General features: G+C 68.7%; 23 protein-coding genes. 8 read left to right on the forward strand and 15 right to left on the reverse strand.

Features of this window, described 5'->3' with window-relative positions:
- Window positions 1-13: 13 nt before the first annotated feature.
- The 5 genes from PO605_RS14545 to PO605_RS14565 all read right to left on the reverse strand — a co-directional run bounded on the left by PO605_RS14545 (window position 14) and on the right by PO605_RS14565 (window position 7,061).
- Entirely contained in the window at window positions 14-2,392 is a 2,379-nt protein-coding gene (locus PO605_RS14545; protein ID WP_272206570.1) for a CHASE2 and HATPase_c domain-containing protein, read from the reverse strand.
- Window positions 2,393-2,419: 27 nt separating this feature from the next.
- Window positions 2,420-4,210 carry a FecR family protein gene (locus PO605_RS14550; protein ID WP_047468113.1) on the reverse strand — a complete coding sequence of 597 codons (1,791 nt, stop codon included), beginning with the start codon at window positions 4,208-4,210 and terminating at the stop codon, window positions 2,420-2,422.
- A complete protein-coding gene (locus PO605_RS14555) occupies window positions 4,207-4,920 on the reverse strand; it encodes a response regulator transcription factor (RefSeq protein ID WP_016445714.1) in 714 nt (237 codons plus the stop codon). Before PO605_RS14555 ends, PO605_RS14550 begins: the two co-directional genes overlap by 4 nt.
- A gap of 95 nt (window positions 4,921-5,015) precedes the next feature.
- The gene (locus tag PO605_RS14560) at window positions 5,016-6,308 is read right to left on the reverse strand and encodes a tryptophan--tRNA ligase (protein ID WP_017404606.1); all 1,293 of its coding nucleotides are present in this window, start codon (window positions 6,306-6,308) and stop codon (window positions 5,016-5,018) included.
- A 75-nt stretch (window positions 6,309-6,383) separates the two neighbouring features.
- Complete coding sequence (locus PO605_RS14565) at window positions 6,384-7,061, reverse strand: site-2 protease family protein (protein WP_016445716.1); 678 nt, start codon at window positions 7,059-7,061, stop codon at window positions 6,384-6,386.
- Between the two features lie 176 nt (window positions 7,062-7,237).
- Here PO605_RS14565 and PO605_RS14570 point away from each other — a divergent pair, with 176 nt between their 5' ends.
- The gene (locus PO605_RS14570; RefSeq protein WP_272206571.1) at window positions 7,238-8,563 is read left to right on the forward strand and encodes a methyl-accepting chemotaxis protein; all 1,326 of its coding nucleotides are present in this window, start codon (window positions 7,238-7,240) and stop codon (window positions 8,561-8,563) included.
- 73 nt (window positions 8,564-8,636) lie between these two features.
- Here PO605_RS14570 and PO605_RS14575 read toward each other — a convergent pair whose 3' ends face one another.
- Complete coding sequence (locus PO605_RS14575) at window positions 8,637-9,281, reverse strand: L-threonylcarbamoyladenylate synthase (RefSeq protein ID WP_016445718.1); 645 nt, start codon at window positions 9,279-9,281, stop codon at window positions 8,637-8,639.
- Window positions 9,282-9,306: 25 nt separating this feature from the next.
- A complete protein-coding gene (locus PO605_RS14580; RefSeq protein ID WP_016445719.1) occupies window positions 9,307-10,170 on the reverse strand; it encodes a 3',5'-nucleoside bisphosphate phosphatase in 864 nt (287 codons plus the stop codon).
- Between the two features lie 211 nt (window positions 10,171-10,381).
- On the opposite strand from PO605_RS14580, the gene PO605_RS14585 reads away from it, so the two are divergent.
- A complete protein-coding gene (locus tag PO605_RS14585; RefSeq protein ID WP_046984442.1) occupies window positions 10,382-12,154 on the forward strand; it encodes a methyl-accepting chemotaxis protein in 1,773 nt (590 codons plus the stop codon).
- 57 nt (window positions 12,155-12,211) lie between these two features.
- Here PO605_RS14585 and PO605_RS14590 read toward each other — a convergent pair whose 3' ends face one another.
- From PO605_RS14590 to PO605_RS14620, 7 genes are all read right to left on the reverse strand, one after another.
- Window positions 12,212-12,874 (reverse strand): DUF799 domain-containing protein, encoded by a 663-nt coding sequence (locus tag PO605_RS14590; RefSeq protein ID WP_017407772.1) that lies wholly within the window; start codon window positions 12,872-12,874, stop codon window positions 12,212-12,214.
- 1 nt (window position 12,875) lies between these two features.
- Entirely contained in the window at window positions 12,876-13,250 is a 375-nt protein-coding gene (locus PO605_RS14595; protein WP_016445722.1) for a DUF4810 domain-containing protein, read from the reverse strand.
- A complete protein-coding gene (locus tag PO605_RS14600; RefSeq protein ID WP_016445723.1) occupies window positions 13,247-13,927 on the reverse strand; it encodes a CsgG/HfaB family protein in 681 nt (226 codons plus the stop codon). Before PO605_RS14600 ends, PO605_RS14595 begins: the two co-directional genes overlap by 4 nt.
- A gap of 98 nt (window positions 13,928-14,025) precedes the next feature.
- Entirely contained in the window at window positions 14,026-15,744 is a 1,719-nt protein-coding gene (gene recJ / locus PO605_RS14605) for a single-stranded-DNA-specific exonuclease RecJ (protein ID WP_047474184.1), read from the reverse strand.
- A 10-nt stretch (window positions 15,745-15,754) separates the two neighbouring features.
- On the reverse strand, window positions 15,755-16,753 hold the full coding sequence (locus PO605_RS14610) for a phosphoglycerate mutase (protein ID WP_047474182.1): 999 nt from the start codon (window positions 16,751-16,753) through the stop codon (window positions 15,755-15,757).
- A 66-nt stretch (window positions 16,754-16,819) separates the two neighbouring features.
- Window positions 16,820-18,145 carry a sulfatase family protein gene (locus PO605_RS14615; RefSeq protein WP_047474181.1) on the reverse strand — a complete coding sequence of 442 codons (1,326 nt, stop codon included), beginning with the start codon at window positions 18,143-18,145 and terminating at the stop codon, window positions 16,820-16,822.
- A gap of 44 nt (window positions 18,146-18,189) precedes the next feature.
- Window positions 18,190-19,212 (reverse strand): tripartite tricarboxylate transporter substrate binding protein, encoded by a 1,023-nt coding sequence (locus PO605_RS14620; protein ID WP_209672028.1) that lies wholly within the window; start codon window positions 19,210-19,212, stop codon window positions 18,190-18,192.
- Window positions 19,213-19,391: 179 nt separating this feature from the next.
- Here PO605_RS14620 and PO605_RS14625 point away from each other — a divergent pair, with 179 nt between their 5' ends.
- The 3 genes from PO605_RS14625 to lolD all read left to right on the forward strand — a co-directional run bounded on the left by PO605_RS14625 (window position 19,392) and on the right by lolD (window position 21,886).
- Window positions 19,392-19,862, forward strand: coding sequence for a MarR family winged helix-turn-helix transcriptional regulator (locus PO605_RS14625; RefSeq protein ID WP_016445728.1), 471 nt, complete (start codon window positions 19,392-19,394; stop codon window positions 19,860-19,862).
- 61 nt (window positions 19,863-19,923) lie between these two features.
- A complete protein-coding gene (locus PO605_RS14630) occupies window positions 19,924-21,177 on the forward strand; it encodes a lipoprotein-releasing ABC transporter permease subunit (RefSeq protein ID WP_026062761.1) in 1,254 nt (417 codons plus the stop codon).
- Window positions 21,170-21,886: a lipoprotein-releasing ABC transporter ATP-binding protein LolD gene (gene lolD, locus PO605_RS14635; protein WP_047468236.1), complete on the forward strand. Its 717-nt coding sequence runs from the start codon at window positions 21,170-21,172 to the stop codon at window positions 21,884-21,886. The genes PO605_RS14630 and lolD overlap by 8 nt, the downstream gene beginning before the upstream one ends.
- A 21-nt stretch (window positions 21,887-21,907) precedes the next feature.
- Here the strand turns inward: lolD and PO605_RS14640 are convergent, their stop codons facing one another.
- Window positions 21,908-23,374 (reverse strand): methyl-accepting chemotaxis protein, encoded by a 1,467-nt coding sequence (locus tag PO605_RS14640; protein ID WP_047468238.1) that lies wholly within the window; start codon window positions 23,372-23,374, stop codon window positions 21,908-21,910.
- Between the two features lie 214 nt (window positions 23,375-23,588).
- On the opposite strand from PO605_RS14640, the gene PO605_RS14645 reads away from it, so the two are divergent.
- From PO605_RS14645 to PO605_RS14655, 3 genes are all read left to right on the forward strand, one after another.
- Window positions 23,589-24,410, forward strand: a complete 822-nt coding sequence (locus PO605_RS14645; protein ID WP_016451088.1) for a TatD family hydrolase — start codon at window positions 23,589-23,591, stop codon at window positions 24,408-24,410.
- Between the two features lie 75 nt (window positions 24,411-24,485).
- Window positions 24,486-25,031 (forward strand): DNA-deoxyinosine glycosylase, encoded by a 546-nt coding sequence (locus tag PO605_RS14650; RefSeq protein ID WP_047468241.1) that lies wholly within the window; start codon window positions 24,486-24,488, stop codon window positions 25,029-25,031.
- Window positions 25,032-25,051: 20 nt separating this feature from the next.
- Window positions 25,052-25,852 (forward strand): spermidine synthase, encoded by an 801-nt coding sequence (locus PO605_RS14655; protein WP_047468244.1) that lies wholly within the window; start codon window positions 25,052-25,054, stop codon window positions 25,850-25,852.
- The last annotated feature ends 54 nt before the right edge of the window (window positions 25,853-25,906 follow it).

The following is a 25,906-nucleotide window of genomic DNA, read 5'->3' on the forward strand; positions in this document are numbered from 1 at the left end:
ATGACACCCCCGGTCAGGCTTGCTGCGCCTTCGGCAGCACGATGCTGAAGGTGCTTCCCTGGCCTGGCGCGCTTTCTATCTGCAGCTGCCCGCCATGGCGGGCAGCCACGGTGCGGACAAAGGCCAGCCCAAGGCCTGCGCCGTCCAGGTGCTGATGGTGGTCCAGGCGCTCGAAGGGCTGGCTCAGGCGGGCGACGGCCTGCGCATCCATGCCGGGTCCGTGGTCCCGGATGGCGATGCGGCAATGGCCGGCGTCCTGCAGCAGCAGGCATTGCACCGTGGCGCCGCTTGCCTGTTGCCCGTGCGCTCCGTACTTGATGGCGTTGCCGATCAGGTTGACGGCTGCGCGGTGGAGCATGCCCGGGTCGCCCAGCACGGGGCATTCCTGCTCGGGCAGGCTGAATTCCAGCTGCACATGGGCGGCGCTGGCCTGGGCCCAGCAGCTTTCCACGGCCTGGTCCAGCACCAGGCCCAGGTCCAGCTGCTGCTGGCGCAGCGCCTGCTGCTGGGCACGAGCCAGGTGCACGAAATCGTCGGCCAGCTGCAGGGAGGCCTGGGCATAGCCTTCGATGCGCGGGAGCAGCATGCCCAGGTCGGGCGCTTGTACGGAACCACGCTGCATCTCCAGCAAGGTGATGATGGATGCCACGGGCGCCCGTATGTCGTGCGAGATGAACTGCATGGCCTGGTCGCGCTGGGCCTGGGCGCTGCGCAGATCGCTGATATCGACCAGGGTGATCAGCCAGCCTGCGGTGGGCGGAGCCTCGAAGGCCTGGACCAGCAGCATCAGGCTGCGGCCGCGGCCGTCGCGCCCCTCGCTGCTGAGCGGCAGGCCGCCGGCGGCAAGCGCCCTGGCCGTGAGCAGTGGGCTGCCGGCTTGTGGGCCGGGCGCCGTGTCCAGCGCCCGCAGGCCATCGAGCAGCCTGGGAAGGGAGTCGCCAGCGCGCAGGTCGTGATCCAGGCTGCGCGCATAGGCATGGGCCGCGGCATTGGCCAGCAGCACATGGCCCTGGCGGTCGCAGACAAAGGTGGGCGAGGGCAGCTGGCGCAGGCTTTCGCTGACGAAATGATGCAGGGCGCGTAGTTGCCGCGAAGCCTGCTCGACGGCGGCAATGCGCTGGTCCAGCAGGTCGCCGCCCAGGCGCAGCGCGGTGGGCAGGCCCTGGCCCTGCAGGTCTCGCAGTTCCAGTGCCAGAAAGCGGGCGGCGGCGCGCAGGCGCAGCCAGCTCCACAGCGGATAGGCCAGGGCCAGGCCCAGCAGGGCTGCGGCAGGGGCCGTCTGCACCTGCCAGATGCGTGGTGCCAGCCCGGCCAGCGACAGGCAGGCCAGGGCCAGCAGCGCGCAGGCCAGCATGCCGCCCGAAGGGCCCAGCCAGGCCAGGGCCAGCAGGGCCAGCAGCACGGCTGCGGTGTTGAGCGCACGGTCCAGCCCCGCCGAAGCGCGGTGTACGTGCGAGCCCTGCAGGCTGCCGTTGAGCACATGGGCCAGCATTTCCACGCTGGAGATGGGGCGCGCGCTGGCACCCAGCGGTGCGGTGAACTGCGCTCCCAGTCCGGCGGCCGTCGTTCCTATGAGCACGTATTTGCCGCGAAATGCCGCAGCAGGAATGCGGCCGCGCAGCACGTCGATGTACGAATAGGTGGTGAAGGGCGAGCGGTCACGCGCGCCCTGCTCGGGCCTGGCCTGTGCGAAGGCAATGATCTCCCGCTGGCGGCGCTGCCATGCGGGTGTGCCGGGGTCCAGCGGCGGCACGGGTTCGGGGCGGGCGCATGCGCGGCCGTGCTGGCCCACGCAGTGCAGGGCCAGCGCCATGTGCCACCAGGGCTGCTGCGCGCTGCCTTCAATGGCATGGAAGCTGCGCACGGCGCCGTCGGAATCCACGGGCAGCTGGGTGTGGCCCAGCGCTGCCGCAGCCTGTGCAAAGGCCGGCAGCGGATCCGTGCCCGGCGCCACGGGCAAGGCGGTGCGGCCGCTGCGCTGCAGGACGCGCGCCAGCAGCAGGTCATCGCCGGGATAGTCCAGATCTTCTTCGCTGAGCATCACGTCCAGGCCGATGGCGCGCGGCGGGGCCTGGCTGATGCGCTCCAGCAGGCCCGCGTGCAGGGCACGCCTCCAGGGCCAGCGGCCTATGGCGTCGATGCTGGCATCGTCGATGGCCACGATGACGATGTCCTGAGATGCCTTGGGGCGGTGCAGCCAGCTGGCCGTGTCCTGCACCAGTCCGTTGATGCGCTCCAGCTGCCCGTCACCGCTGAGCCAGAACACCAGGGACAGCAGTCCCGCCGCCAGCAGCAGCCAGTCCCGCCGCAGCCCCCGGCCACGCGCGGGCGCCGGCTGCACCTGCTGCGCCGGCGTGGCGGGACTGTCAGGCGAAGGCGGCAGGGTGGACAAGCGCGGTCAAGGATTGAACGGGTGCGGTTACTGGCGCTGCAGGCGCTCTCCGCTGCCCGATTGCATCATCTCGCCGCTGGCATCGACGATCCAGCTGCCGGTGCGGAACTGGCGTGCGGCCGAGAAATCGCTGCGCAGGCCGTTGGCGTCCTCGATCTGCAGCCGCAGGTAGTAGCTGCCTGCGGGCAGGTCCTCGGTGCTCCATTGCGGCTGGTCGGTCCAGAGGTCAACCAGCGGCGCGGTGAACTCCTGGTCGCGCGCCACCATCACGTGGTAGCACTGGCCGGGCTCGCCACTCCAGCGGATCTGGCGGCTGCCCTCGGCGGGGCCGTCGCCCATCTGCAGCGCGCTGGCCGAGGGCTGGGGCGGCACGGCCGCCAGCTGCATGGCCTGGGCTGCGGCGAACGGGCCCTGGTCGGGCTTGCCGTCGGCCAGTGTGCGGATGCTGGCGGCGCGCCAAAGATAGCGGCCGGCCGGCAGCCGGGCCAGCGCGGCTGCGGGCAATGTGCAGTCGTTCAGGTCGCGCGCGTCGATGGCGGGTTCGGCAAAGCCGGCCTGGGCATCGGCAGAAACGACCTGGATGCGGTAGCGCACGGCGCCCACCACCTTGGTGCACTGCAGGCCGGCGCGGCCCAGGCCCACGGTGGCGTCGGCCTGCGGTGATTCGTACAGCGGCGGCACGGGATGGGCCTTGACGCGCAGGGCGCGCCGGCTGGCTGCACCCGGAATGCCCTGGGCGTCGATGCCGCGCAGGGACAGTACATAGTCGCCATCGTCCACGCCTGCCAGGCGCAGCGGTGAGGCCGTGGCCTGGAAGCTGGCGCTGCGCAGCACCTGGGTCATGTCTGCGTCGCGCGACAGCTGCAGCTGGTAACGCACGGCGCCGGGCAAGGCCGGCAGGGGCAGGCTGATCCAGTTGGCGTCTTCCGCCAAGGCGGGCCAGGCGGTGATGTCGGGCGCACCCAGCATGGGGCGGGGTTGGCCGACGCGGCCGTCTGCCGTCACGGCCACGCCCTGGCCGGGGTGCAGCAGCGCATCTCCGGAAGGTGCGCCAGAGGCGTCAGAGCCCACGGCGACCGTGCCTTCGTCGACGGCGGCCGCTGTCCTGCCTGCCGCATCGGTCTGCACCAGGAAACGCGTGCCGCGCACGCTGGTCGATGCCGCAGGCGTGCGCACTTCGAAGCGGCGCTGGGCATTGCCCTGCTCGGGGGGGACCGAGGCCTCCACGCTGCCTTCTCGCAGGTCGATCACGGACTGCAGGCTGCCGGCCCGGCCCTTGCGGCGCATCTGGCGCAGCAGGACATCGGACTGCGACTGCACGCGCACCAAAGAGCCGTCGGCCAGGCGCACGGCCACAAAGGCGTCCGGCGCAAGCTGCAGTCGATCGCCTTCCTGCAGCGTCTGTCCCTTGCGCAGGACCTGGCCTGCGTCTTCGGCCGAGCCGCCTTGCGTGTCGGCCAGATGGTCGAGCGCGCGTGTGCTGCGCGCATCGCCCTGCACGAATTCCACGGAGGCCACGGCGGCGCGCAGCAGGCGCACGGGAATCTCCAGCACGGAGCCGGGCCGCAGACGGTACGGGTTGGCCACGCCGTTGTGCTGCTGCAGCTGGGTCCACTGGCGTGCATCGCCCAGGTAGCGGCTGGCCAGCTGTTCCAGGGTGTCGCCTGTGGCCACGCGGTGGGCGAGCATGTCGCCGCCGCTGGCGGCGGGTTTGATCTGGGCCTGTGTGGCGGCAGCGCCCAGCAGGGCCAGGCTTGCCAGCAGGCAGGCCCGCGCGACGGGCCCGCGCAGGCTGGCGGCGAGCAAAAGTCTGTTCATGGTGTTTGAGGTGCCGCCTGCAATGCCTCGTCAGGCACGTCCAGGCGGTAGCCGTAGCCGTACACGGCGCTGATGGCGTAGGGCTGACCGGCGCGCAGGTTCAGCAGCGCGCGCAGGCGCGAGATATGTGTGTCCAGCGAGCGTGACTGCACTTCGGCGTTGTGGCCCCACACGGCTTCGCGCAGGTGTTCGCGCGACAGCAGGCGGCCCTGGTTCTGGAACAGCGTCAGGGCCAGCGTGTACTCGCGGTGCGTCACCTCGATGGGCTGGCCATTCATTTCCAGGCTGTTGGTGGTGGTGAGGAATCGGAAGGGGCCGAACTCCAGCACGCTTTGCGTATTCACCGGATAGGCGCGGCGCAGCAGGGCGGCCATGCGCGCGCGCAGCTCGCCGTGGCGCACGGGCTTGACCATGAAATCGTCTGCGCCGCAGGACAGGCCTTCGACGATGTCGGCCTCTTCGCTGCGGTGGGTGATGATGAGGATGGGCAGCTCGCGGCTCACATGGCCGCGCGTCCACCGCACCAGGTCCGTTCCTTCCATGTCCGGAAGGTGCCAGTCCACGATCAGAAGGTCGAAGCTCTCGCGGCGCAGTTCCAACTGCAGGGCCGAGCCCGTCTGGTAGGTGTGGCAGCTGTGGCCCGTCTCCAGCGCAACCTGACGCAGCATCTCCAGTTGCAGCGGATCATCGTCCAGAGCAGCGATACGCATCCCAATGTCCTTTCACGCAAGCGCCAGAATCCCGGGCGCAGGGCTTGCGGGCAAGACTGCCCGCAAATATGCGGTTTCTCAAGCGAAGCTTACCCTTACTCCGAAGCATCGCGCAGTTGCTGCAGGGCGGCCAGCACCAACTGCGCGTCGGCGGGCTGCAGCCGGGACTGCAGTGCGGACAGGGCCGCCTCGCCTTCCCTTTGCAGTTGGCCGATGGCCTGGCCGGCTTCCTTGGGGGCGTCGAAGCCCAGGCTTTGCAGCAGCAGCTGGCCGTCGGCAGCCACGAGCTTGAAGTAGAACTTGCCGTCGGCTTCGCGGTATTGCTTGAACTGGGGCAGGGCCTGCTTCGCGGCCTTGGCCTTGGCGGCCACGGGGGCCTGGGCCAGGCTGCGCAGGCCGACGGCCGAGCGCAGTTCTCGGATCAGGGGCAGGGTCTCGCGTCGGGCCTTGGTGGCGCCGGCCTGCAGGATGTCCTCCAGTTCGCCCGGATGGGCCACCAGGTGCTCGTAGCGTTCGCGCATGGGGGCCAGCTCGCGGTCGATGCGCTCGAACAGCTGCTGCTTGGCGTCGCCCCAGGCAATGCCTTCGGCGTACTGGCGGCGCAGCGCCTCGGTTTCTTCCTCGCTGGCAAAGCCCTGGTAGATCTGGAACAGGGCCGAGCCCTCGACTTCCTTGGGCTCGCCGGGCGTGCGCGAATCGGTGGTGATGCTGCCGATGAGCTTGCGCAGCTGCTCGCGCGTGGAGAACAGCGGGATGGTGTTGTTGTAGCTCTTGCTCATCTTGCGGCCGTCCAGGCCGGGCAGCGTGGCCACGTTGTCCTCGACCTGTGCCTCGGGCAGCGTGAAGAACTCGCCGCCATAGATGTGGTTGAAGCTGGAGGCCATGTCGCGCGCCATCTCGATGTGCTGGACCTGGTCGCGGCCCACGGGCACCTTGTGGGCGTTGAAGGCCAGGATGTCGGCAGCCATCAGCACGGGGTACATGAACAGGCCGGCAGTCACGCCGTCATCGGTCTCGGCGCCGTCCGCGTGGTTCTTGTCCACGGCCGCCTTGTAGGCGTGGGCGCGGTTGAGCAGGCCCTTGCCGGTCACGCAGGTCAGCAGCCAGCACAGCTCGGGGATCTCGGGGATGTCGGACTGGCGGTAGAAGGTCACATGCTCGGGGTCCAGCCCCGCCGCCAGCCAGCTGGCCGCGATCTCGATGGTGGAGCGCTGCACGCGCGCCGGGTCCTGGCACTTGATCAGTGCGTGGTAGTCGGCCAGGAAGTAGAAGTTCTCCACCTCGCGCGAGCGGCTGGCCGCGATGGCCGGGCGCAGCATGCCGGCATAGTTGCCGAGGTGCGGGGTTCCGCTGGGAGTGATGCCGGTGAGGAAACGGATAGTGCTCATGACGGGAGACTGCGACAGGCAATAGAGAGAAAAGAAGGGAATCTGACGGGCAGGCTGGGCGGGTCTGCCGCGCGTTCAGCGCAGCAGCGCGATCAGCGGCGTCAACGCGAGATCGATCACGGCATAGCCGAGATCCATCAGCGGCCGCAGCCACAGGCTGCCGACCACGCCGGCGATGACCAGTCCCATGACGATGAAGAATCCCCAGGGTTCGATCCGCGCCACCCATTGCGCCTGGCGCCAGGGCAGCAGGCCGACGAGGATGCGCCCGCCGTCCAGCGGCGGCAGCGGGAAGAGGTTGAAGGCCCACATCACCAGATTGACCAGGATGCCGGCGCGGCACATTTCAATGAAGAAGCGCTCGCCCACTCCCGATCCGACCAGAACCACGAGCAGCACGCCCCACATCAGCGCCTGCACGAAATTGGAGGCCGGGCCCGCCAGGGCCACCCAGATCATGTCGCGCTTGGGGTTGCGCAACTGGTCGAAGCGCACGGGCACGGGCTTGGCGTAGCCGAACAGGAAGGCGCCCGAGGTGGCGAAATACAGCAGCAGCGGCATCAGGATGGTGCCGATGGGGTCGATGTGCTTGATGGGGTTGAGCGTGATGCGTCCCATCATGGCGGCCGTGTTGTCGCCGAAGTGGCGTGCGGCATAGCCGTGGGCAGCCTCGTGCACCGTGATCGCGAAGAGCACGGGCAGGGCATAGATGAGTACGGTCTGGATGAGGTTGGAGATGTCCACGGCGGGCATTGTCTCAGACGGCGGCCACCCTTGCCGCTGGGCACCGCCAGAGCCCGTGCGCAGCGCTGCGGCCGACCGGATATGGTGGTTTCCCGCGGATTGGCAACAGCCGCCTCTATGTTGCAAAATGAAACAGCAATGCGATGGGCGAATCAACAGGTTTTTCACCAAGGCCCTCGGGCCATATGGACAAGAGGTGGCACGTGGGCGTACTGGGCTTGGGCAGGCTGCCGATAGGCTGGCGGCTGGTGATTGCGTTCGGCGGTATCAATCTGCTGGTGTTCACGATGATGGCGGTCACGGTGCTCTCGCTGGGGCAGGCCGAGCAGGCGCTGGCGGCCGGCGGGGCGACCACGGTGGCCGAGCAGGCGCTGGTGCACACGCGCTGGTGGGTGCTGGGCCTGGGGGCGGCCGTCTGCACACTGGCCCTGGTGGCCTGGTTCAGCCTGCGGCGCGGCATCGTGCAGCCGCTGGGCCAGGCCATCCTGATTGCCGAAACGGTGGCCGCCGGCGACCTGAGTCAGGAGTTTTCGACCGAGCTGCAGGGCGACTTCGGCCGCCTGCTGGGCGCGCTGGGCACCATGGAAGACACGCTGACCGAGCTGGTCGGCCGCATCAAGCAGTCCACGGATTCCATCGGCCTGTCGGCCGGTGAGATCGACGCCGGCAACACCGACCTGTCGCGCCGCACCGAGGCCCAGGTCTCGGCGCTGGCCCAGACGGCGGCCAGCATGGAGCAACTCACGGCCACCGTGCGCCAGAACGCGGAGCGCGCGCATTCGGCCAGCGGCCTGGCCGTCGATGCATCGTCCACGGCCAGGCGCGGGGGGGCCGTGGTGGGCGAGGTGGTGCAGACCATGGAGGCCATCAGCGGCAGCTCGCGCAAGATCGTGGACATCATCCAGGTCATCGAAGGCATTGCCTTCCAGACCAATATCCTTGCGCTGAACGCGGCCGTGGAGGCGGCACGCGCGGGCGAACAGGGTCGGGGCTTCGCCGTGGTGGCCAGCGAGGTGCGCAGCCTGGCCGGCCGTTCGGCCGAGGCTGCCAAGCAGATCAAGGAACTGATCACCACCAGCGTGCGCCAGGTGGAAAGCGGCGCGGGCCTGGTCAACCAGGCGGGCGCCACCATGCAGGAGATTGTCGGCGCCGTGGGCCAGGTCTCGGGCCTGCTCGGCGAAATGTCGCAGGCCCTGCGCGAGCAAAGCGAAGGCATTGCCCAGGTCAACGCCGCCGTGGGCCACATGGACAGCGCCACCCAGGAGAACGCGGCCCTGGTGCATCAGGCCTCGCGTGCGGCCTCAGCGCTGAGCGAGCGCGCCCAGGAGCTGGAGCAGGCCGTGGGTGCCTTCAAGCTCGATGACGAGCCGCAGGATGCTGGCGCTGGCGTGCGGGTGCAGCCGCAGAAGCCGTCGATGGCTCCCGCCGCAGCCTTGTCCGCCGCTGTGACGAGGCCGTTGCAGCGCGTGTCGGCTGCTGCACCCCGGCCCCTGGAGTGGGCACAGCACTGAACGCCTTTCAGGATCAAGCTGCAAAAACAGACGCCGGGCATGCCCGGCGTTGATGCTTGTGCGGGGGGGGGATTCAGGTCATTTCCAGGCCCAGGGCCTCCAGGCTGCCCCGGCCTTGCCGCACCACGGTGGGCGGATTGCCCAGGGCCATGGGCACCAGGTCGATCACCGTGGTCGGCTCCGAGGGGCAGGCACCTGCATCGACGATGGCATCGAGCTCGTGGGGAAAGCGCTCCAGGATGGCATCCGCGTCATGCAGGGCCTCGGTCTCTCCGGGCGGGATCAGCGTGGTGGCGATCAGCGGCTCGCCCAGCTGCTCCAGCAGCAGCTGCGTGCCCTTGCGGTCCGGCACGCGCAGGCCGATGGTCTTGCGCGAGGGGTGGCTCAGGCGCTTGGGCACTTCCTTGGAGGCTTCCAGGATGAAGGTGTACGGCCCCGGTGTGGCCAGCTTCAACAGCCGGTACTGGCGGTTGTCCACGCGCGCATGGCTGGACAGCTCCGACAGGTCGCGGCACAGCAGCGTGAGGTGGTGCTTGTCGTTGATCTGGCGGATGCGGCGAAGCCGCTCCACCGCAGGGCGGTCGTCCAGATGGCAGACCAGGGCATAGCTGGAGTCCGTTGGAATGGCCAGGATGGCGCCCTGGCGCAGCATGTCGGCGGCCTGCTTGATGAGACGGGGTTGGGGATTGTCGGGGTGGGCTTCGAAGCGTAGGACCATGGTGTGCGTTGTTTGCGGGAAGGGCTCAGGCCGGCTGAATGCGCTCGCCCAGCAGTTCCCATACCGGCGTCAGCTGGCCCGGCAGGTAGGGCAGGTCGCCCAGGTCGGTATGCGACTCCTCGGGGCTGTGGAAGTCGCTGCCGCGCGAGGCGGCCAGGCCGAACTCGCGGGCCATGTCGGCATAGACGGCGTACTCGCTGGGGCGGTGGCTGCCGGTGACGACCTCCACGCCCTGGCCCCCATGGGCCTTGAATTCGGAAAACAGCGCGTACTCCTCGTTGGCCGTCAGCGCATAGCGGGCCGGGTGGGCGATCACCGCCACGCCGCCGGCCTGCGTGATCCAGCGCACGGCGTCGGCCAGGCGCGCCCAGGTATGGGGCACGTAGCCGGGATGGCCTTCGGTCAGGTAGTGGCGGAACACCTCGCCGGTGTCGCGGCAGCGGCCGGATTCCACGAGAAAGCGCGCGAAATGCGTGCGCGAGATCAGCGCGGGATTGCCGGCAAAGCGCAGCGCGCCTTCGTAGCTGCCTTCAATGCCGGCCAGCTCCAGCTGGCGGGCCATCTCGCGGGCGCGGGGACCGCGTCCGTCGCGCGTGGCATGCAGGCCTTCGACCAGGGCCGGGTCGTCTGCGTCAAAGCCCAGGCCCACGATGTGCACCGTGGTGCCTGCAAAGCTCACCGAGATCTCTGCGCCCGTCAGGTAGTCCAGGCCGCAGGCGCGCGCTGCGGCGGCTGCGCGGTGCTGGCCGCCGACCTCGTCGTGGTCGGTCAGCGCCCACAGCTGCACGCCGCGGGCTGCGGCACGTTCGGCCAGTTGTTCAGGCGTCAGCGTTCCATCCGAGACCACGGAGTGGCTGTGCAGATCGGCATTCAGATAGGACTTGGGCACCGGCCCATTGTAGGTGTCGGTCCTTTTCCGAGCCTGGCGCTGCGGCTGGGGACTTCCCTGAGTGCGGGTTTACCGCCCTCAATAGTGACAGCGGCATGACGATGATCAGCCAGGCGCCGTCAAGGGTGGACAAGAATGATTGCCCGGAGCGAAGGTCGGCGGGGCGCCATGGCCAGGCTCCGGCATTGTTAGAAAAAAGATCGGTTTTTCCATGAATCTGAATCAAATCACCGTCGCCCAGAAACTCTGGGCCCTGGTGCTGGGACTGCTGGTGAGCATGCTGGCGGTCAACGGCGGCATCCTGTTCTATCTGCACGGAGTCAACGAGAAGATCAACACCGACGTGATGACCGCGCAGCGCGGCGCCACGCTGGCGCGCGAGTGGCGGCATCTGACTCAGATGAGCGTGGAGCGCTCCATCGTCGCGGCCATGTCGCCCGACGAGACGCTGGCCGCGCAGCAGCGCGCGCTGATGAGCAAGGGCATAGAACGCATCAACGTGCTGCAAAAGCAGGTGGGCGAGCTGCAGCTCGATGCCAAGGGCAAGCAGGCGCTGGAGGCCGTGGCGGCCGAGCGCCGGGAAACGCTCAAGGCCAACTCGGCGGCCCAGGATGCGCGCAAGGCCAGCGACTTCGCCTCCACCTTCGACATCGTGGAAAAGCAGCTGCGCCCGGCGGCCGAGCGCTACAACACGGCGCAGGAAGCCTTTGTGCAGCAGCAGGAGCGCCAAAGCGAGCTGGCGCGCGAGGAGGGCGTCGCCCACCGCACCCGGGCCTACTGGATCGGCGCCCTGGCCAGCGCGCTCATCGTGGCCCTGGGCCTGTTCATGGGCATGGCCATCATGCGTTCCATCACACGTCCGCTGGATCAGGCCGTGGCGCTGGCCGACGGCATTGCCGCAGGCGACCTCACGGGGTCGGTGCAAAGCAACCGGGGCGATGAGCTGGGCCATCTGCTGCAGGCGCTCAACGGCATGGCCCAGCGGCTGCGCGGCGTGGTGGGCGAGGTGCGTTCGGGCGTGGAGTCCGTGTCCACGGCCTCCAACCAGATCGCCAGCGGCAACCAGGACCTGTCCTCGCGTACCGAGCAGACGGCGGCGAATCTGGAGGAGACGGCGGCCAGCATGGAAGAGCTGACGGCCACCGTCACCCAGTCGGCCGATACGGCGCGCCAGGCCAACCAGCTGGCCGCCACGGCCGCGCAGGCGGCCGAGCAGGGTGGCGCCGTGGTGGCCCAGGTGGTCACCAGCATGCAGCAGATCACGGACAGCAGCCGCAAGATCGCCGACATCATCGGCGTGATCGACGGCATTGCCTTCCAGACCAACATCCTCGCGCTCAACGCCGCCGTGGAAGCGGCCCGCGCAGGCGAGCAGGGCCGGGGCTTTGCCGTGGTGGCCGGCGAGGTGCGTTCGCTGGCGCAGCGCAGTGCCGAGGCCGCCAAGGAGATCAAGCTGCTGATCACCACCAGCGTGGACAACGTGCAGTCGGGCTCGCAGCAGGTGGAGCAGGCGGGGCGCTCCATGGAGGAAATCGTCTCCAGCGTGCGCCGCGTCAGCGACCTCATCGGCGAGATCACCGCCTCGTCCACCGAGCAGCGCGACGGCATTGGCCAGGTCAACCAGGCCGTGAGCCAGCTCGACCAGATGACGCAGCAGAATGCGGCCCTGGTCGAGGAATCCAGCGCGGCTGCGCTGGCCATGCAGGACCAGGCGCGGCGCCTGTCCGAGGTGGTGGCGGTGTTCAAGCTGGGGCAGGAAGGCAGTGCGCTGGCACCGGCCCGGGCGCAGGCGCCCGCCAGTTCAGCCGCCGTGGCGCGCCGACCGGCAGCAGCCCCTGCAGCGGCGGCGCGCCCCGCGCCCGCGGCACGCCCGGCTGCCGCCGTGCGCAATGCACCGGCGCCCCAGATCCAGCCGCCTGTGGCCAAGGCGCCCGCCCGGGCACCTGCCAAGGCCGGCGCGGACGACGACTGGGAGACCTTCTAGCGGGAGGAGCGGGGATGCAGGCCGGCGCGTGCATGTGCGCCGGCCTGCAGGCCTTCGTCAGTTGCGCGGTTTGCCGTAGTCGGGCGAGCGCGGGCCCGGCAGCAGTCCGCGCTGCGCCATGGGCGACAGCAGGCGCTGGTTGGCGATGGAGGCGATCTGCACGCTGCGGTCGTTCATGGTGTCCAGGATCTGGTTGAGCAGTGCCGTCACCAGAATGCCGACCAGTCCGCCGCCCGAGCTTTGGCCTTCGGCACTGGAGGCCGTGGCGCTGCCGTCCCACAGCTGTGTGCCGGTACGCAGGTCCACCAGTTTGGCGTCCAGCGTGACCACCGAGGCGCTGCTGATCACCGCATAGCTGGTGCCGTAGTTGCGGATGTTCAGGTACAGGGCCGCATCGGCGCCAAAGATTTCACGGAGCTTGGCCACGGGCAGTTCCTGCGCATCGTCGGCGCTGACGATGCCGTTCTGGCGGAACATTTCCTCGGTGACCGCCACGGGCAGGACGTAGTAGCCAGCCTCGGCCAGCGGCAGCGTGATCTGCGACAGCACGCCGGCCGGCGCATTCACTTCCGGCGACTGGTTCAGCGCGGGCATGACCAGGATGGATGCAGGCTTGGATGCCCGCAGTGCCGAATAGTCATAGGGCGCAGTGGTGGCGCACCCGGTCAGTGCGACGGTCATGGCCAGGGCCAGGGTCTTGATGTGTGTGCTCAGGCGCATCTCAATCCTTGCGGGCCGTGAAAGTTTGCAGCAGCGTGTCCATGAACTTGGCGGATTCGGGGAAATGCTGCTTTTCCTCTGCCAATTGCTGCACCGTCTTTTCGTTGTTGCCGGTCCGGGAATACAGCATGGCCATATGGGCGCGATAGCCGGGGGGCAAAGCCTTTCCCTCGGCCTGCACCTTCAGGCGGGTTTCTTCCAGCTTGAGCAATTGGTCCTCGGCGCCTGTGCTTCCATCATCCTTGAGGTATTGATAGACCTGGGGCTGGTAATCGTTCCAGGCATACAGCGGCTGGCGCGGTGCGGCGCAGCCGGCCAACGAGGCGCAAATGGCCAGTGCAGCCAGGGTTGCGGCCGAATGGGGAATCTGCTTCATTGCGCGGGCTTCCATGCACCGCTGTCCATGCCGGCCGCCAGCTTGTCCACGGCTTCGCGGATGGCCAGATCCAGCACCTTGCCATTGAGTGTGGAGTCATAGCCGGCCGTGCTGCCGAATCCCACGATTTCCCGGTTCGACAGGCTGTATTCGCCTGCGCCCTGCACCGAATAGACGACTTCGGAGGTCTGCACCCGGACGATGTTCAGGCTGACCTTGGCATAGGCCACCTGCTCCTTGCCACGGCCGAGCACGCCGAAGAACTGGCGGTCCCCGACCACCTTGCGGCCGAACTCGCTCACGTCGCCGGTCACGACGTAGGTGGCGCCCTTGATCGCCTGCTCCTGCCGGTTGAAGCCCGCTTCCTGGCGGGTCTCGGACATGTTGTCGCGGTCCAGCACGCTGAATCGGCCGCTTTGCTGCAGGTGGGTTACCAAGATGGTTCTGGCCTGGCCACCGAGGCGGTCGACTCCGTCCGAGAAAATGCCGCGCTGGAAGCTGGAGCGGTTGTCGAACTTGCCCACGGAAATGGGGCTGCGCGGGCCTTGATAGGCGCTGTATGCAGAAGCGGGTTTGGCCGTTTCAAGCGTGCGCGATTGCTCGGTGGTGGCGCAGCCGGAAAGGCCGGCGGCCAGGGTGATGGCAATGGCCGTGCAAGGCCACAGGCGAGAAGTCATGAGTTTTTCCCCGGTTTTCTTGGAATGAATTTGCAATAAATTGTTGCAAAAAACCGGGGATATTAACCGAGCGGCGCCGTGAAGGGCCGGTGGAATCTCTAGGAAACGTCCGAATGAACGCCCTCGATCAGGAATTGCACCTTGCGCTCTCCGCGCCATTCATTGATGTCCATGCGAAATGCAATGCAGGCCGATGGCGGCAGCGGGTCGGTATGGCCGAACCAGATGCCGTCCACGGTTTCGCCCTGATGGCGCAATTGCAGTTTCAGGTGCTTTTCACCGACCAGGCGCTGTGAGAGCACTTCCAGCTGTTCGCTGAAGGTGGGCGGGGCAAAGCCCTGGCCCCAGACCGCGAGATTGAGCTGCTCGACCATTTCGGGCTTGCGGAAATCCGGGTCCAGCGGTCCGTCGGTCTCTATGCGGCGCGTCAGCGTGGCCGCGTCCAGCCATTCCTGTGCCACCTGGGCCAGGGCCTTTTCGAACACCGCGAAACCGGCCTCGGCAATGGTGCAGCCGGCCGCCATGGCGTGGCCGCCAAAGCGCAGCAGCAGGCCGGGGTGGCGCTTGGATACGAGGTCCAGCGCGTCGCGCAGGTGAAAGCCGGGAATGGAGCGGCCCGAGCCCTTGAGTTCATGCTCGTGCCCCGGCGCGCCGCTGGCGGCGAAGACGAAGCTGGGCCGGTGCATGCGGTCCTTGATGCGCGAGGCCACGATGCCGACCACGCCCTCGTGGAAGTCGGGGTCGAACACGCTGATGGCGGCCGGCGGCGTCATGCCGTCCTCGCACAGGCCTTCGGCCATGAGCAGGGCCTGCTCGCGCATGCCGCCTTCCAGCTCGCGGCGCTCGCGGTTGATGGCGTCCAGCATCTGCGCCAGGTTGGCGGCGCGGCCCGCATCGTCCGTGGTCAGGCACTCGATGCCGATGGTCATGTCGGACAGCCGGCCGGCCGCATTGATGCGCGGACCCAGCGCGAAGCCGAAGTCGAAGGTGGTGGCCGCAAAGGCCTTGCGGCCGGCCGCGTCGAACAAGGCCTGCAGGCCCGGCTGCATCTGGCCCCGGCGTATCTGCTTGAGGCCCAGGGCGACCAGGCGGCGGTTGTTGGCGTCCAGCTTCACCACGTCGGCCACGGTGCCCAGGGCGACCAGGGGCAGCAAGGCCTCCAGACGGGGCTGGCTGGTCTTGTCGAAGCGGCCGCGCGCGCGCAGTTCGGCTCGCAGGGCCAGCAGCACGTAGAACATCACGCCGACACCGGCCATGGACTTGCTCTCGAAGCTGCAGCCGGGCTGGTTGGGGTTGACGATGGCATCGGCCAGCGGCAGGTGGTTGCCGGGCAGGTGGTGGTCGGTGACGACCACCTGCAGGCCCAGGGACTTGGCCTCGGCCACGCCTTCGACGCTGGCAATGCCGTTGTCCACGGTGACCATCACGTCGGCGCCGGTTTCCTTGACACGGCGCGCGATGGGGGGCGTCAGGCCGTAGCCGTCCACCACGCGGTCGGGCACCAGGTAGCCGACCTCGGTCGCGCCCAGCATGCGCAGGCCGCGCCAGCCCACGGCGCAGGCGGTGGCGCCGTCGCAGTCGTAGTCGGCCACGATGCACAGGCGCAGGCCGCGTTCTATGGCGTCGGCCAGCAGTTGCACGGCGGCCTCCATGCCCAGCAGGCCGGAGGGGGCCAGCAGGCGTGCAGGCGTGTCGTCCAGTTCGTCGGCGGAGCACACGCCGCGTGCGGCGTAGAGCTGGGCCAGCAGCGGGTGGACGCCGGCCTGGCGCAGTGCCCAGGCCTGCTGTGCAGGAATCTCGCGGGGGATGATTTTCATGGGCAATGTGTCAGAGCATGCGGCCCAGGTCGGGCAGGGCGCGGGGGCCGAAAAGGCCCGTCAGCCTGTCCAGCCAGCGCGGCGGGCGGCTGCTCCATGCGATGGCATGGCGTTCGCCGCACAGCGTCAGCGTGAGCGGGTGGCCTGCGCGCACGCGCTCCAGCAGGCGGGCGATGAGCCCGGCGTCCAGCGCCTTCCAGGCCTCGCGCCACGCAGCGGGGTTGCCCTGCAGGGCTGCGGCGTGAAGGTCGTCCAGGCATTGCACGGCGGCCTTGGCGCCGGTGGCCGTGCCGGGCTGCAGGCGCCCGGCGCCGTGGACCCAGAAGGCGTTGATGGGCACCTGGCCGCGGGCGGCGCGGGCGTCGTTGAAGACATGGGTGTAGAGCAGCATCTGCACCTCGCTTTGCAGGCGGTGCAGGGCGCGCGCCTGCTGCGCATCGGGCAGCCAGGGCCGCACGTCGCGGCCGATGACGCGGTCCATGGAGGCCGTGGCCAGGTCATCGAACAGCGCACCGCGCGCCAGCCAGCGCTGCGGCTGCTGGTACTCCAGCACGATGCCGTCGTCAGCGAACCAGGGCGCCAGCAGGGCCCGCAGCTGGCGGGATTCCTCATCGCTGAGGGGGGTGGTGGCGGGATCGCTCTGGTGCACCTGGTCTGCGCCTATGTGCCAGTGGCAGGGCGTGACATAGGCGCAGGCCTGTGCCGTCTCACCGGCCTGCCAGGCGGCCCAGGCAATCAGGCCCGGCGCATCGGGCAGGCCCAGCGAGCGCGCCAGGGCGCGTTCGTGGGGAGGAGAAAAATCCATCTCCGTGCCGGTCTGTGCGGGCGCGGGCTGCATCAGCGCCAGCAGGGATTGGAGATGGGGCAGCTCCAGTCCGCCCCAGACGGCCGCGACGGCAGCGTCATCCGCTGCATCCGAGGACGGACCGCCGGCATAGGGAATGATCCATTCGGTTGTTTCCTCCAGCGGGGCTTGGGTGGAGGACACCAGGGGCGCGGTCAAAAGCATGGCCGCTATTGTCGGGCATGGGGTGCCGCAGTGCCGGCGCCTTCGTTTTTCCCCTTGGAGCGCGGTTCAGCGCTGGGGCATGTCCCGGGCCGAAGAGACCAGGCTGACCGTGGCGTCCTCGGGGATGGGCGGCATGCCCTGGTTCCAGTCTTCCCAGGCGCTGCGCATGGCGGCCAGACGCTCGGGCGCGCGCACTGCCTGGTTGGCGCGCTCGCGCTCGTCGGCGGCCAGGTCGAACAGGTAGTCGATGCCGTCCACGCGCAGGTACTTCCAGTCGCCATCGCGCAGGGCACGTTGGCCGCGGTGCTTCATGCGCCAGTGCAGGGTGCGCGGGAATTCGGCATCTTCGGCGCGCAGCACGGGCAGCAGGGAGACGCCGTCCAGCGCATGGCCGGCCGGCGCCTGCACGCCGGCGGCATCCAGCACCGTGGCCGACCAGTCCATGCTCATGCAGTGCTGGGGGCTGCTGCGGCCCGGTGCGATCACGGCCGGCCAGTGCGCGATCCAGGGCACGCGTATGCCGCCCTCGGTCAGGTCCATCTTGCCGCCGACCAGGGGCCAGTTGTCGGAGAAGCGTTCGCCGCCGTTGTCGCTGGTGAAGACGATGAGGGTGTTGTCCAGCTGCCCGTTGGCGCGCAGCGCCTCGACGATCCAGCCTATGCCTTCGTCCATGTGGTGGATCATGCGGCGGTACTGGTGGATGTTGCCGCCGTCCAGGTGGGCAATGCCTGCGCCCAGGGCCTCGGCCGTGCTGCGGTCCTCGCGCGTTTCCCAGGGCCAGTGCGGCGCCGTATAGTGCAGGCTCAGGAAGAAGGGCGCATCGCCTTGGGCCATGCGGTGGACGAAGTCCACGCTGCGCTGCGACAGCAGGTCGGTCAGGTAGCCCTCGTCATGGTGTTCCTCCTCGCCCACCCACAAGTCGTGCTGGCCCGAGCTGCTCAGGTGGGTGAAGTAGTCCACGCCGCCCGACATGGGGCCGAAGTATTCCTCGTAGCCCGAGCGCAGCGGGCCGAAGTGCGGCGGGTAGCCCAGGTGCCATTTGCCGATCAGCGCCGTGCGGTAGCCCGCATCCCTGAGCATGGAGGCGACGGTGGGCATGTCCGGCGGCAGGCCCAGCTTCTCGCCCAGCGGCGTGCCGCGTGTCTTGCTGTTGATGGGCTCCTCGGCCGCACCGCGCAGGCGGTACTGGTAGCGCGCCGTGGCCAGGGCAAAGCGCGTGGGAGAGCACACGGGCGAGTTGGCATAGCCCTGGGTGAGCCTGAGGCCGCTGGCGGCCAGGCGGTCGAGCACCGGGGACACCGCTCCGAAGTCGGCCGCGCGGCCGCCGTAGCAGCCGAGGTCGGCATAGCCGAGGTCGTCGGCCACGATGAAAAGGATATTGGGACGGGACATGGAAATGCGCTCTGTGCAGGGTCGTGGGCGGGAAGCGGCGGCGCTCATTCCATCTTCATTCCGGTGGACTGGATCACGGTCCGGTAGCGGTCGGCCAGCGCCTGTATGCGTTCGGCGGCGGCCGGGCCGGTCAGGCCTTCGTAGAACAGGTCGTTGGCGCGCATGCGCTCGCGCAGCGCCGCATCCTTCATGGCCTTTTCCAGCGCGGACTGGATCCTGGCGACCAGCGGCTCGGGCGTGGCGGCCGGCACCCACAGGGCGAACAGCACTTCCTGCTCCAGGTCCTTGTGGCCCAGCTCGCCCACGGTGGGCACGCCGGGCACCAGCGGGTTGCGCTGGCGCGTGGTCACGGCCAGCGGCACGACCTTGCCGGCCGCCACCTGGCCCAGCATGGCCGAGGAGCTGATGATGCCGCCGTCCACCTCGCCCGCCAGCACGGCCGTGCTGGCCGGGGCGTTGCCCTTGTAGGGCACGTGGCTGACCTTGGCGCCCGTGGCATGGGTGAGGATGGCCGAGGCCAGGTGGCCCGGCGTGCCGTAGCCGGCCGAGCCCAGCGTCAGCCCGCTTCTCTTGCCCTGGGCGATGAACTGGTCCAGCGTCCTGAGGCCGGTGCGGGGATTCACGGCCACCATCATTCCCTGCGAGGCGATCATCATCACGGGACGCAGGTCCGTGCCCTTGAACGGCATGCTCTTGTAGATGAAGGGATTGACGGTGAAGGTCGTGTCTATGCCGACCAGCAGCGTGTAGCCGTCGCCGGGTGCCTTGGCCGCGTTGTCGGTGCCGATGTTGCCGCCCGCGCCGGGCCGGTTGTCCACGACGAAGGGCTGTTTGAGTTCACGCTGCAGTACCTCGCCCAGGCTGCGCGCAAGAATGTCGGCGGCGCCAGCGGGCGCGAAGGCGACGACGATGCGCACGGGTTTGGCGGGCCAGGCGGCAGCATCGGCGGCCGCATCGGCCCGGGCGCCAGCGCCGGAGCCCAGGCCCAGCAGAAGGGCCAGGCCGGCCCGCAGCAGCGGGCCGCGCAAGGCATGGGTAGCATGGGTGGCTTGGAACAGGGAAAACATGGTGGCGAACTTTCTGCGCTGCGGGGGCGCCGGGCTTTGCGAGAATCCCCAGGCCGGCTCCGGACGGTGGCTCCCGTTGTCTCCTTTCCGGACGGGGCCACTGTAGAAGTCCCTGCAGCAATTGATCTAATCAACTGTTCCCCGTGAATACCCGTCCAGCCCCCACGTCCATCCAGCAGATGCTGCTGTTTCGCATCAACCGCTACTTTGGTGCGGCCGGCGGCGTGGCCATGCGCATGTGCGAGGCGCATTTCGGCATCACGCGCCGCGAGTGGGGTGTGATGGCCACGGTGGCTGCCAACGAGGGCCTGCTGTCGTCGGAGCTGGCCGAACGCGCGCAGCTGGACCGCGCACGCACCTCGCGCGCCCTCAGCGGGCTGGAGGAAAAGGGCTGGGTGCAGCGCAGCCCCCTGCCCGGCGACCGCCGCCGCGTGGCCGTGTCGCTGACCGCCGAGGGGCGGCGCATGTACGGCCTGATCCTGCCGCGCATGGCCCAGATCCACCTGGACCTGGTGTCCGTGCTCAGCGACGAGGAACTTGAACAATTCGACACCTTGCTGGCCAGGCTGCAGCGCCATGCGCTGACGCTGGAGGCAGAGGGCCGCTACGACGCCCTGCCGCGCGTGGACCGCGGACGGCACCGGCGCTGACACGCCGACGGCAAAGCCTGCCGCCATGCAGGGCCTGCGGGCGATGACACAATGCATGCCCATGCAATTTCCCTACGAACTGGCCGTCGGCTGGCGCTACACCCGGGCCGGGCGCGCCACGCGCCGCAACGGCTTCATCTCGTTCATCTCCGGCGTCTCCATGCTGGGCATCGCCCTCGGTGTCGCGGCGCTGATCATCGTGCTCAGCGTGATGAACGGCTTCCAGAAGGAAGTGCGCGACCGCATGCTCAGCGTGGTCTCGCACATCGAGATCTTCGCGCCCCAGGGTGCGGCGCTGCCCGATCTGGAGCGCACCATGCGCGAGGCGCGCGCCAACCCCGACGTGCTGGGCGCCGCACCCTTCGTCGCGGCCCAGGCGCTGCTGGCGCGTGGCGAGGACATGAAGGGCACGCTGGTGCGCGGCATCGATCCGGCGCGCGAGGGCGAGGTCACCGACGTGGCCGCCACCAATGCCGAGGTGCTCAAGCGCCTGGTGCCTGGCGAGTTCAACGTGGTGCTGGGCGTGGAGCTGGCGCGCTCGCTGGGCGTACGCCAGGGCGACATGGTCACGCTGATCGCCCCGGGCGGCCAGGTCACGCCGGCCGGCGTGGTGCCCCGCCTCAAGCAGATGCATGTGGCCGGCACCTTCGACTCCGGCCACTACGAATACGACTCGGCCCTGGTGATGATGCATTACGAGGACGCGCAGCGCCTGTTCCGCCTGGAAGGGCCGACCGGCATCCGCCTGAAGCTCAAGGACCTGCACGAGGCGCCGCGCGTGGCCATGGAGCTGGCCCACACCATCACCGACCGCCTGCTGATCCGCGACTGGACCCAGCAGAACCGCACCTGGTTCGCGGCCGTGCAGCTGGAAAAACGCATGATGTTCATCATCCTCACGCTCATCGTGGCCGTGGCTGCGTTCAACCTCGTGTCCACGCTGGTGATGACGGTGACCGACAAGCGCGCCGACATCGCCATCCTGCGCACGCTGGGCGCCTCGCCGTCCAGCATCATGGGAATCTTCATGGTGCAGGGCGCCATGGTGGGCGTCATCGGCACCTTCGCGGGCCTGCTGCTGGGCCTGGGCATTGCCTTCAACATCGATGTCATCGTGCCGGCCATCGAGCGCCTGCTGCATGCCAACTTCCTGCCCAAGGACATCTACCTGATCAGCAAGATGCCCAGCGATCCGCAGTACAGCGACATCATGCCCATCGCCGTGATCTCCCTGGTCCTGGCCTTTGTCGCCACCATCTATCCCAGCTGGCGCGCCAGCCGCGTGAACCCCGCCGAGGCGCTGCGCTATGAATGAAGTGAATGTGATGCCCGGTTTCGAAGTGTCCCAGCAGGGCGCCGTGGTCCTCGATGCGCGCGGCCTGACCAAGCGCTTCGCCGAAGGACGGCTCAACGTGCAGGTGCTGGCAGGGGTCGACCTGCAGGTGCGTGCGGGCGAGACGCTGGCCATTGTCGGCGCCTCGGGCTCGGGCAAGAGCACGCTGCTGCACCTGCTGGGCGGGCTGGATGCCCCCACCAGCGGCAGCGTCACCCTCAAGGGCGAGCCCCTGCATGAACTCAGCGCCCAGAAGCAGGGTGCGCTGCGCAACAGGCACCTGGGATTCATCTACCAGTTCCACCATCTGCTGCCCGAATTCAGCGCCCAGGACAACGTGGCCATGCCGCTGCTCATACGCCGCGACGACCGGGCCGAGTGCATGGAGCGCGCCGCACGCATGCTGGCGGCCGTGGGCCTGGGCGAACGCATGCTGCACCGGCCGGCCGAGCTGTCGGGGGGCGAGCGCCAGCGCGTGGCCATTGCCCGCGCCCTGGTCACGCAGCCTGCCTGCGTGCTGGCCGACGAGCCCACCGGCAACCTGGACCGCAGCACGGCCGACACCGTGTTCCGCCTGATGCTGGAGCTGGCGCGCAGCCATGGCACGGCCTTTGTGATGGTCACGCACGACGAGCAGCTGGCGGCGCGCTGCGACCGCATGGTGCGTCTGGTGCAGGGCCAACTGGCCTGACCGGCAGGCCTGAGTCTGGACTCAGGCCATGCGCAGCAAGGTGCCCGGCAGGCGCTGGGCGCCTACGGGAAGCACGGCCGCTGCCGGGGCCGACTTGATCTGCGGCGCAGCGGGAACGATGGATGCCGGCAGCGGCTTGCGCTGCACCTGTTCCCTGGATGCATCCGCGACGGCCGCGCTCTGCGCCGTCAGGTCGGCCGTCACCTCGCGCAAGCGTGCCGACTGGGCCATGGACGCCTGCACCACATCGCCCATGATGGCCGTGACCTGGTGGGAGGAATCCACGATTTCCTGCATGGTCCCGCCGGCCTGTCGCACCTGCTCGGCGCCCAGAGCCACCTGCTCCACCGAGGTGTGGATGAGCTGCTTGATCTCCTTGGCGGCGGCGGCGCTGTTCTGCGCCAGTGCCCGCACCTCGCCGGCCACCACGGCAAAGCCCCGGCCCTGCTCGCCGGCGCGGGCCGCCTCCACGGCGGCGTTCAGCGCCAGGATATTGGTCTGGAAGGCGATGCCGTCCATCACGCCGATGATGTCGTTGATCTTGCGCGAGCTGGCGCTGATGGACTCCATGGTGCCCATGACCTCGTGCACCGTGCGCCCGCCCTGCTCGGCCACCCGGCAGGCCTGGCGGGCCAGTTCATTGGCCTGGCCTGCGTGCTCGGCGCTTTCGCTCAGGCCCTGCATGGCCTCGCCCAGGGTCTGCGCGGCCGTGAAGCGGCGCGTGATATCGCGGGCGTACTTGACTACCTTGAAGGGCCGGCCGTCGGCATCGAGGATGGGGTTGTAGCTGGCCTCGATCCAGACCTGGCGGCCGTGCTTGCCGATGCGCAGGTACTGGCCTGCATCGTGCTGGCCGCTGCCCAGCTTTCGCCAGAACTGCGCGTATTCGGCGCTTTGGCGCTCATGGGGCTGGACGAACATGCTGTGGTGCCGCCCGACGACCTCGTCCAGCGTGTAGCCCATGGCCTGCAGGAACAGGCGGTTGGCATGGAGGATGTTGCCGTCCAGGTCGAACTCGATGATGGCCTGCACCTTGGAGATGGCCGCCAGCTGGCCTTCGGCATCGGCGTTGCGGCGCTGCTGCTCGGTGATGTCGGTGGCGTACTTCACCACCTTGAAGGGCCGGCCATGCCGGTCGAAGATGGGGTTGTAGCTGGCCTGCAGCCAGACATCGCGCCCATCCCTGGCGATGCGCCGGTAGCGCCCCGCATCGTGGATGCCGCTGCCCAGGCGCTGCCAGAACTGGGCGTATTCGGGGGATTCGCTGACCTGGCTGTCCACGAACATGCGGTGGTGCTGGCCGATGACCTCGTGCGCCTCGTAGCCCATGGTGTCCAGGAAGTTCTGGTTGGCAGCCAGCACATGGCCTTGCAGGTCGAACTCGATCACCGCCTGGGACTTGTGTATGGCGGCCAATTGCCCGTCAAGCTCCGCCTTGCGGCGTGCGCCACCGAGGTCCAGGATTCGACTCCATGCTGAGCGCTTCATGGGAATTCCTCTCTCCAAAGCATGCCGGCCGGTGATGCGGGAGCCCGATGCGGGGTGTAAGTGTTACTTTATGTATTTTTATGGAGGCGCAAGCCATTCGTGTATTGATTTTGTCAAACGGAGCCGACTCGCAATAAGCCAAGGGTTTGCCCTTGCTCCGGGCCTCGTCTGCCCCTTGGACGGGCGCCGCCCGGGCCGGTGGCATGATGCGGCCATGCCCGCCTGGATAGACACCCATTGCCACCTCGATGCCCCCGAATTCGATGCCGACCGCGATGCCGTGCGCGCGCAGGCGGCCGAGACAGGCGTTGCGCATCTGGTGATTCCGGCCGTGGCGCGCGAGCACTGGGACACCGTGGTGGCGCTGGCGCGGCGCCATGGCGACAGCTATGCGCTGGGCATCCATCCGCTGTACACGCCCAATGCCCGCGAGCAGGACATTGCCGCATTGCGCGAGACGCTGGACCGGCTGCGTGGCGATCCCCAACTGGTGGCCGTGGGCGAGATCGGGCTGGACTTCTTCGTGCCGGGGCTGGACGCACAGCGGCAGGTCTGGTTCTACGAGCAGCAGATCGCGCTGGCGCGCGAGTTCGATCTCCCGGTCATCCTGCATGTGCGCAAGTCCAGCGACCGGCTGCTCAAGACCCTGCGCGCGCGGCCTGTGGCGGGTGGCATTGCCCATGCCTTCAACGGCAGTGTGCAGCAGGCCCAGGCCTTCATCGACCTGGGTTTCAAGCTGGGCTTCGGCGGCGCCGTGACCTATGACCGCGCGCTCAGGCTGCGCGAGCTGGCAGCCAGCTTGCCGCTGGACGCGCTGGTGCTGGAAACCGACGCTCCCGACATTCCGCCGCACTGGCTCTACACCACGGCCGGGCAGCGTGCCCAGGGCCAGGCCCAGGGCCGCAACACGCCGGCCGAGCTGGCACGCATTGCGGATGTGATTGCGCAACTGCGCGGCATCACGCCCCAGGCCCTGGCCGAGGCCACGGGCCGCAACGCGCGTGCCGCGCTGCGAGGCCTGCCCGCCATGGCCTGAACCAGGCTTGAGCGGAACCTGAACCTGAGCGGTCTTGCCGCCCGCTGCCAGCAGCCCGGCGACCGCTGGGCGACAATGCCGGCCATGTCCTTGACCGTTCCCGACCTGCCGCCCCCCGACACCCTGCGCTGGCAGGGCCTGGCGCCGGTGGCCGATGCGCGGACCCGGGCCCTGGTGCTGGGTAGCTTTCCGGGCCTGCGATCGCTGCAATTGCAGCAGTACTATGCCCATCCGCAAAACCAGTTCTGGCCCCTGCTCCAGGCCTTGTGGCCCGAGTATCCGCAGCCCGGCCGCGACGACTATGCGGGCCGCTGCGAATGGCTGTTGGCCCGGGGCCTGGGGCTGTGGGATGTGTACGCCAGCTGCGAGCGCGAAGGCAGCCTGGACAGCGCCATCCGCGCTGCCGAGGTGAACGACTTCGCTGGGCTGCGCACGCACTGCCCGCAGTTGACGCTGGCCTTGCACAACGGTGGCGAGAGCTACAAGCACGCCGGCCGAACGCAGGCCCTGGGCCTGGCTGCCGTGAAGCTGCCATCGACCAGCCCGGCCAACGCGAGCTGGCGTTTCGAACGCAAGGTCCAGGCCTGGCGCGAGGCGCTGGCTCTCCATCAACTGCTCTGAATCTTTCCATTTTTCCCGACGTGATACGCAAGACCCGTGGCGCCGCCAAGGCCGCCCCTTCCTCTCCCGCCAACGCCGCAGATGCCGAGCTGCCCGAAGTCAGCGTCTCCGACGATGGCGATGTGCGCCACCTGCACCTGGGCACGCCCTGGATACAGGGCTCCATGCGCATACGCGAGCCCTTCGAGATCGAGCTGGAGTACGTGCAGCGCATGATGGCCTGGCTGCTGTTCATGGAACCCGCCAGCGTGGCCGGCCGCCATGCCATGCAGCTGGGCTTGGGCGCCGCGGCCATCACCAAGTTCTGCCACAAGAAGCTGCGCATGCGCACCACGGCCATCGAGCTGAACCCGCAGGTGCTGGCCGTGTGCCGCAGCTGGTTCAAGCTGCCGCCCGACAGCGACACGCTGCGCGTGGTGCTGGCCGATGCGGCCCAGGAAATCCGCAAGAGCCAGTGGCTGGGCACGGTCGATGCGCTGGCCGTGGATCTCTATGACCACGATGCGGCCGCGCCCGTGCTGGACAGCGCCGAGTTCTATGCCGACTGCCGCAATCTGCTGACCGAGGACGGCATCATGACCGTCAACCTGTTCGGCCGCACCTCCAGCTACGAGCGCAGCCTGGCACGCATGGCCGAAGCCTTTGGCGAAGAGGCCATGTGGGCCTTCCGCCCCACGCGCGAAGGCAACACCGTGGTACTGGCCCAGCGCACGCCGCGCGCGCTCGACCCCGCAGCGCTGCAGGCCGCCAGCGCCCAGGTGCAGGCCCGCTGGGACCTGCCCACCACGCGCTGGCCCAAGATCTTCGTGCGGCCCTGGTAGAGCGGGCTGGCCGGGCAGGGAGGCCGGCAGGCTTACCATAGGGCGCAGTTCAGC

It is taken from the genome of Delftia sp. DT-2 (assembly GCF_028401915.1).
Taxonomy (GTDB): domain Bacteria; phylum Pseudomonadota; class Gammaproteobacteria; order Burkholderiales; family Burkholderiaceae_C; genus Comamonas; species Comamonas tsuruhatensis.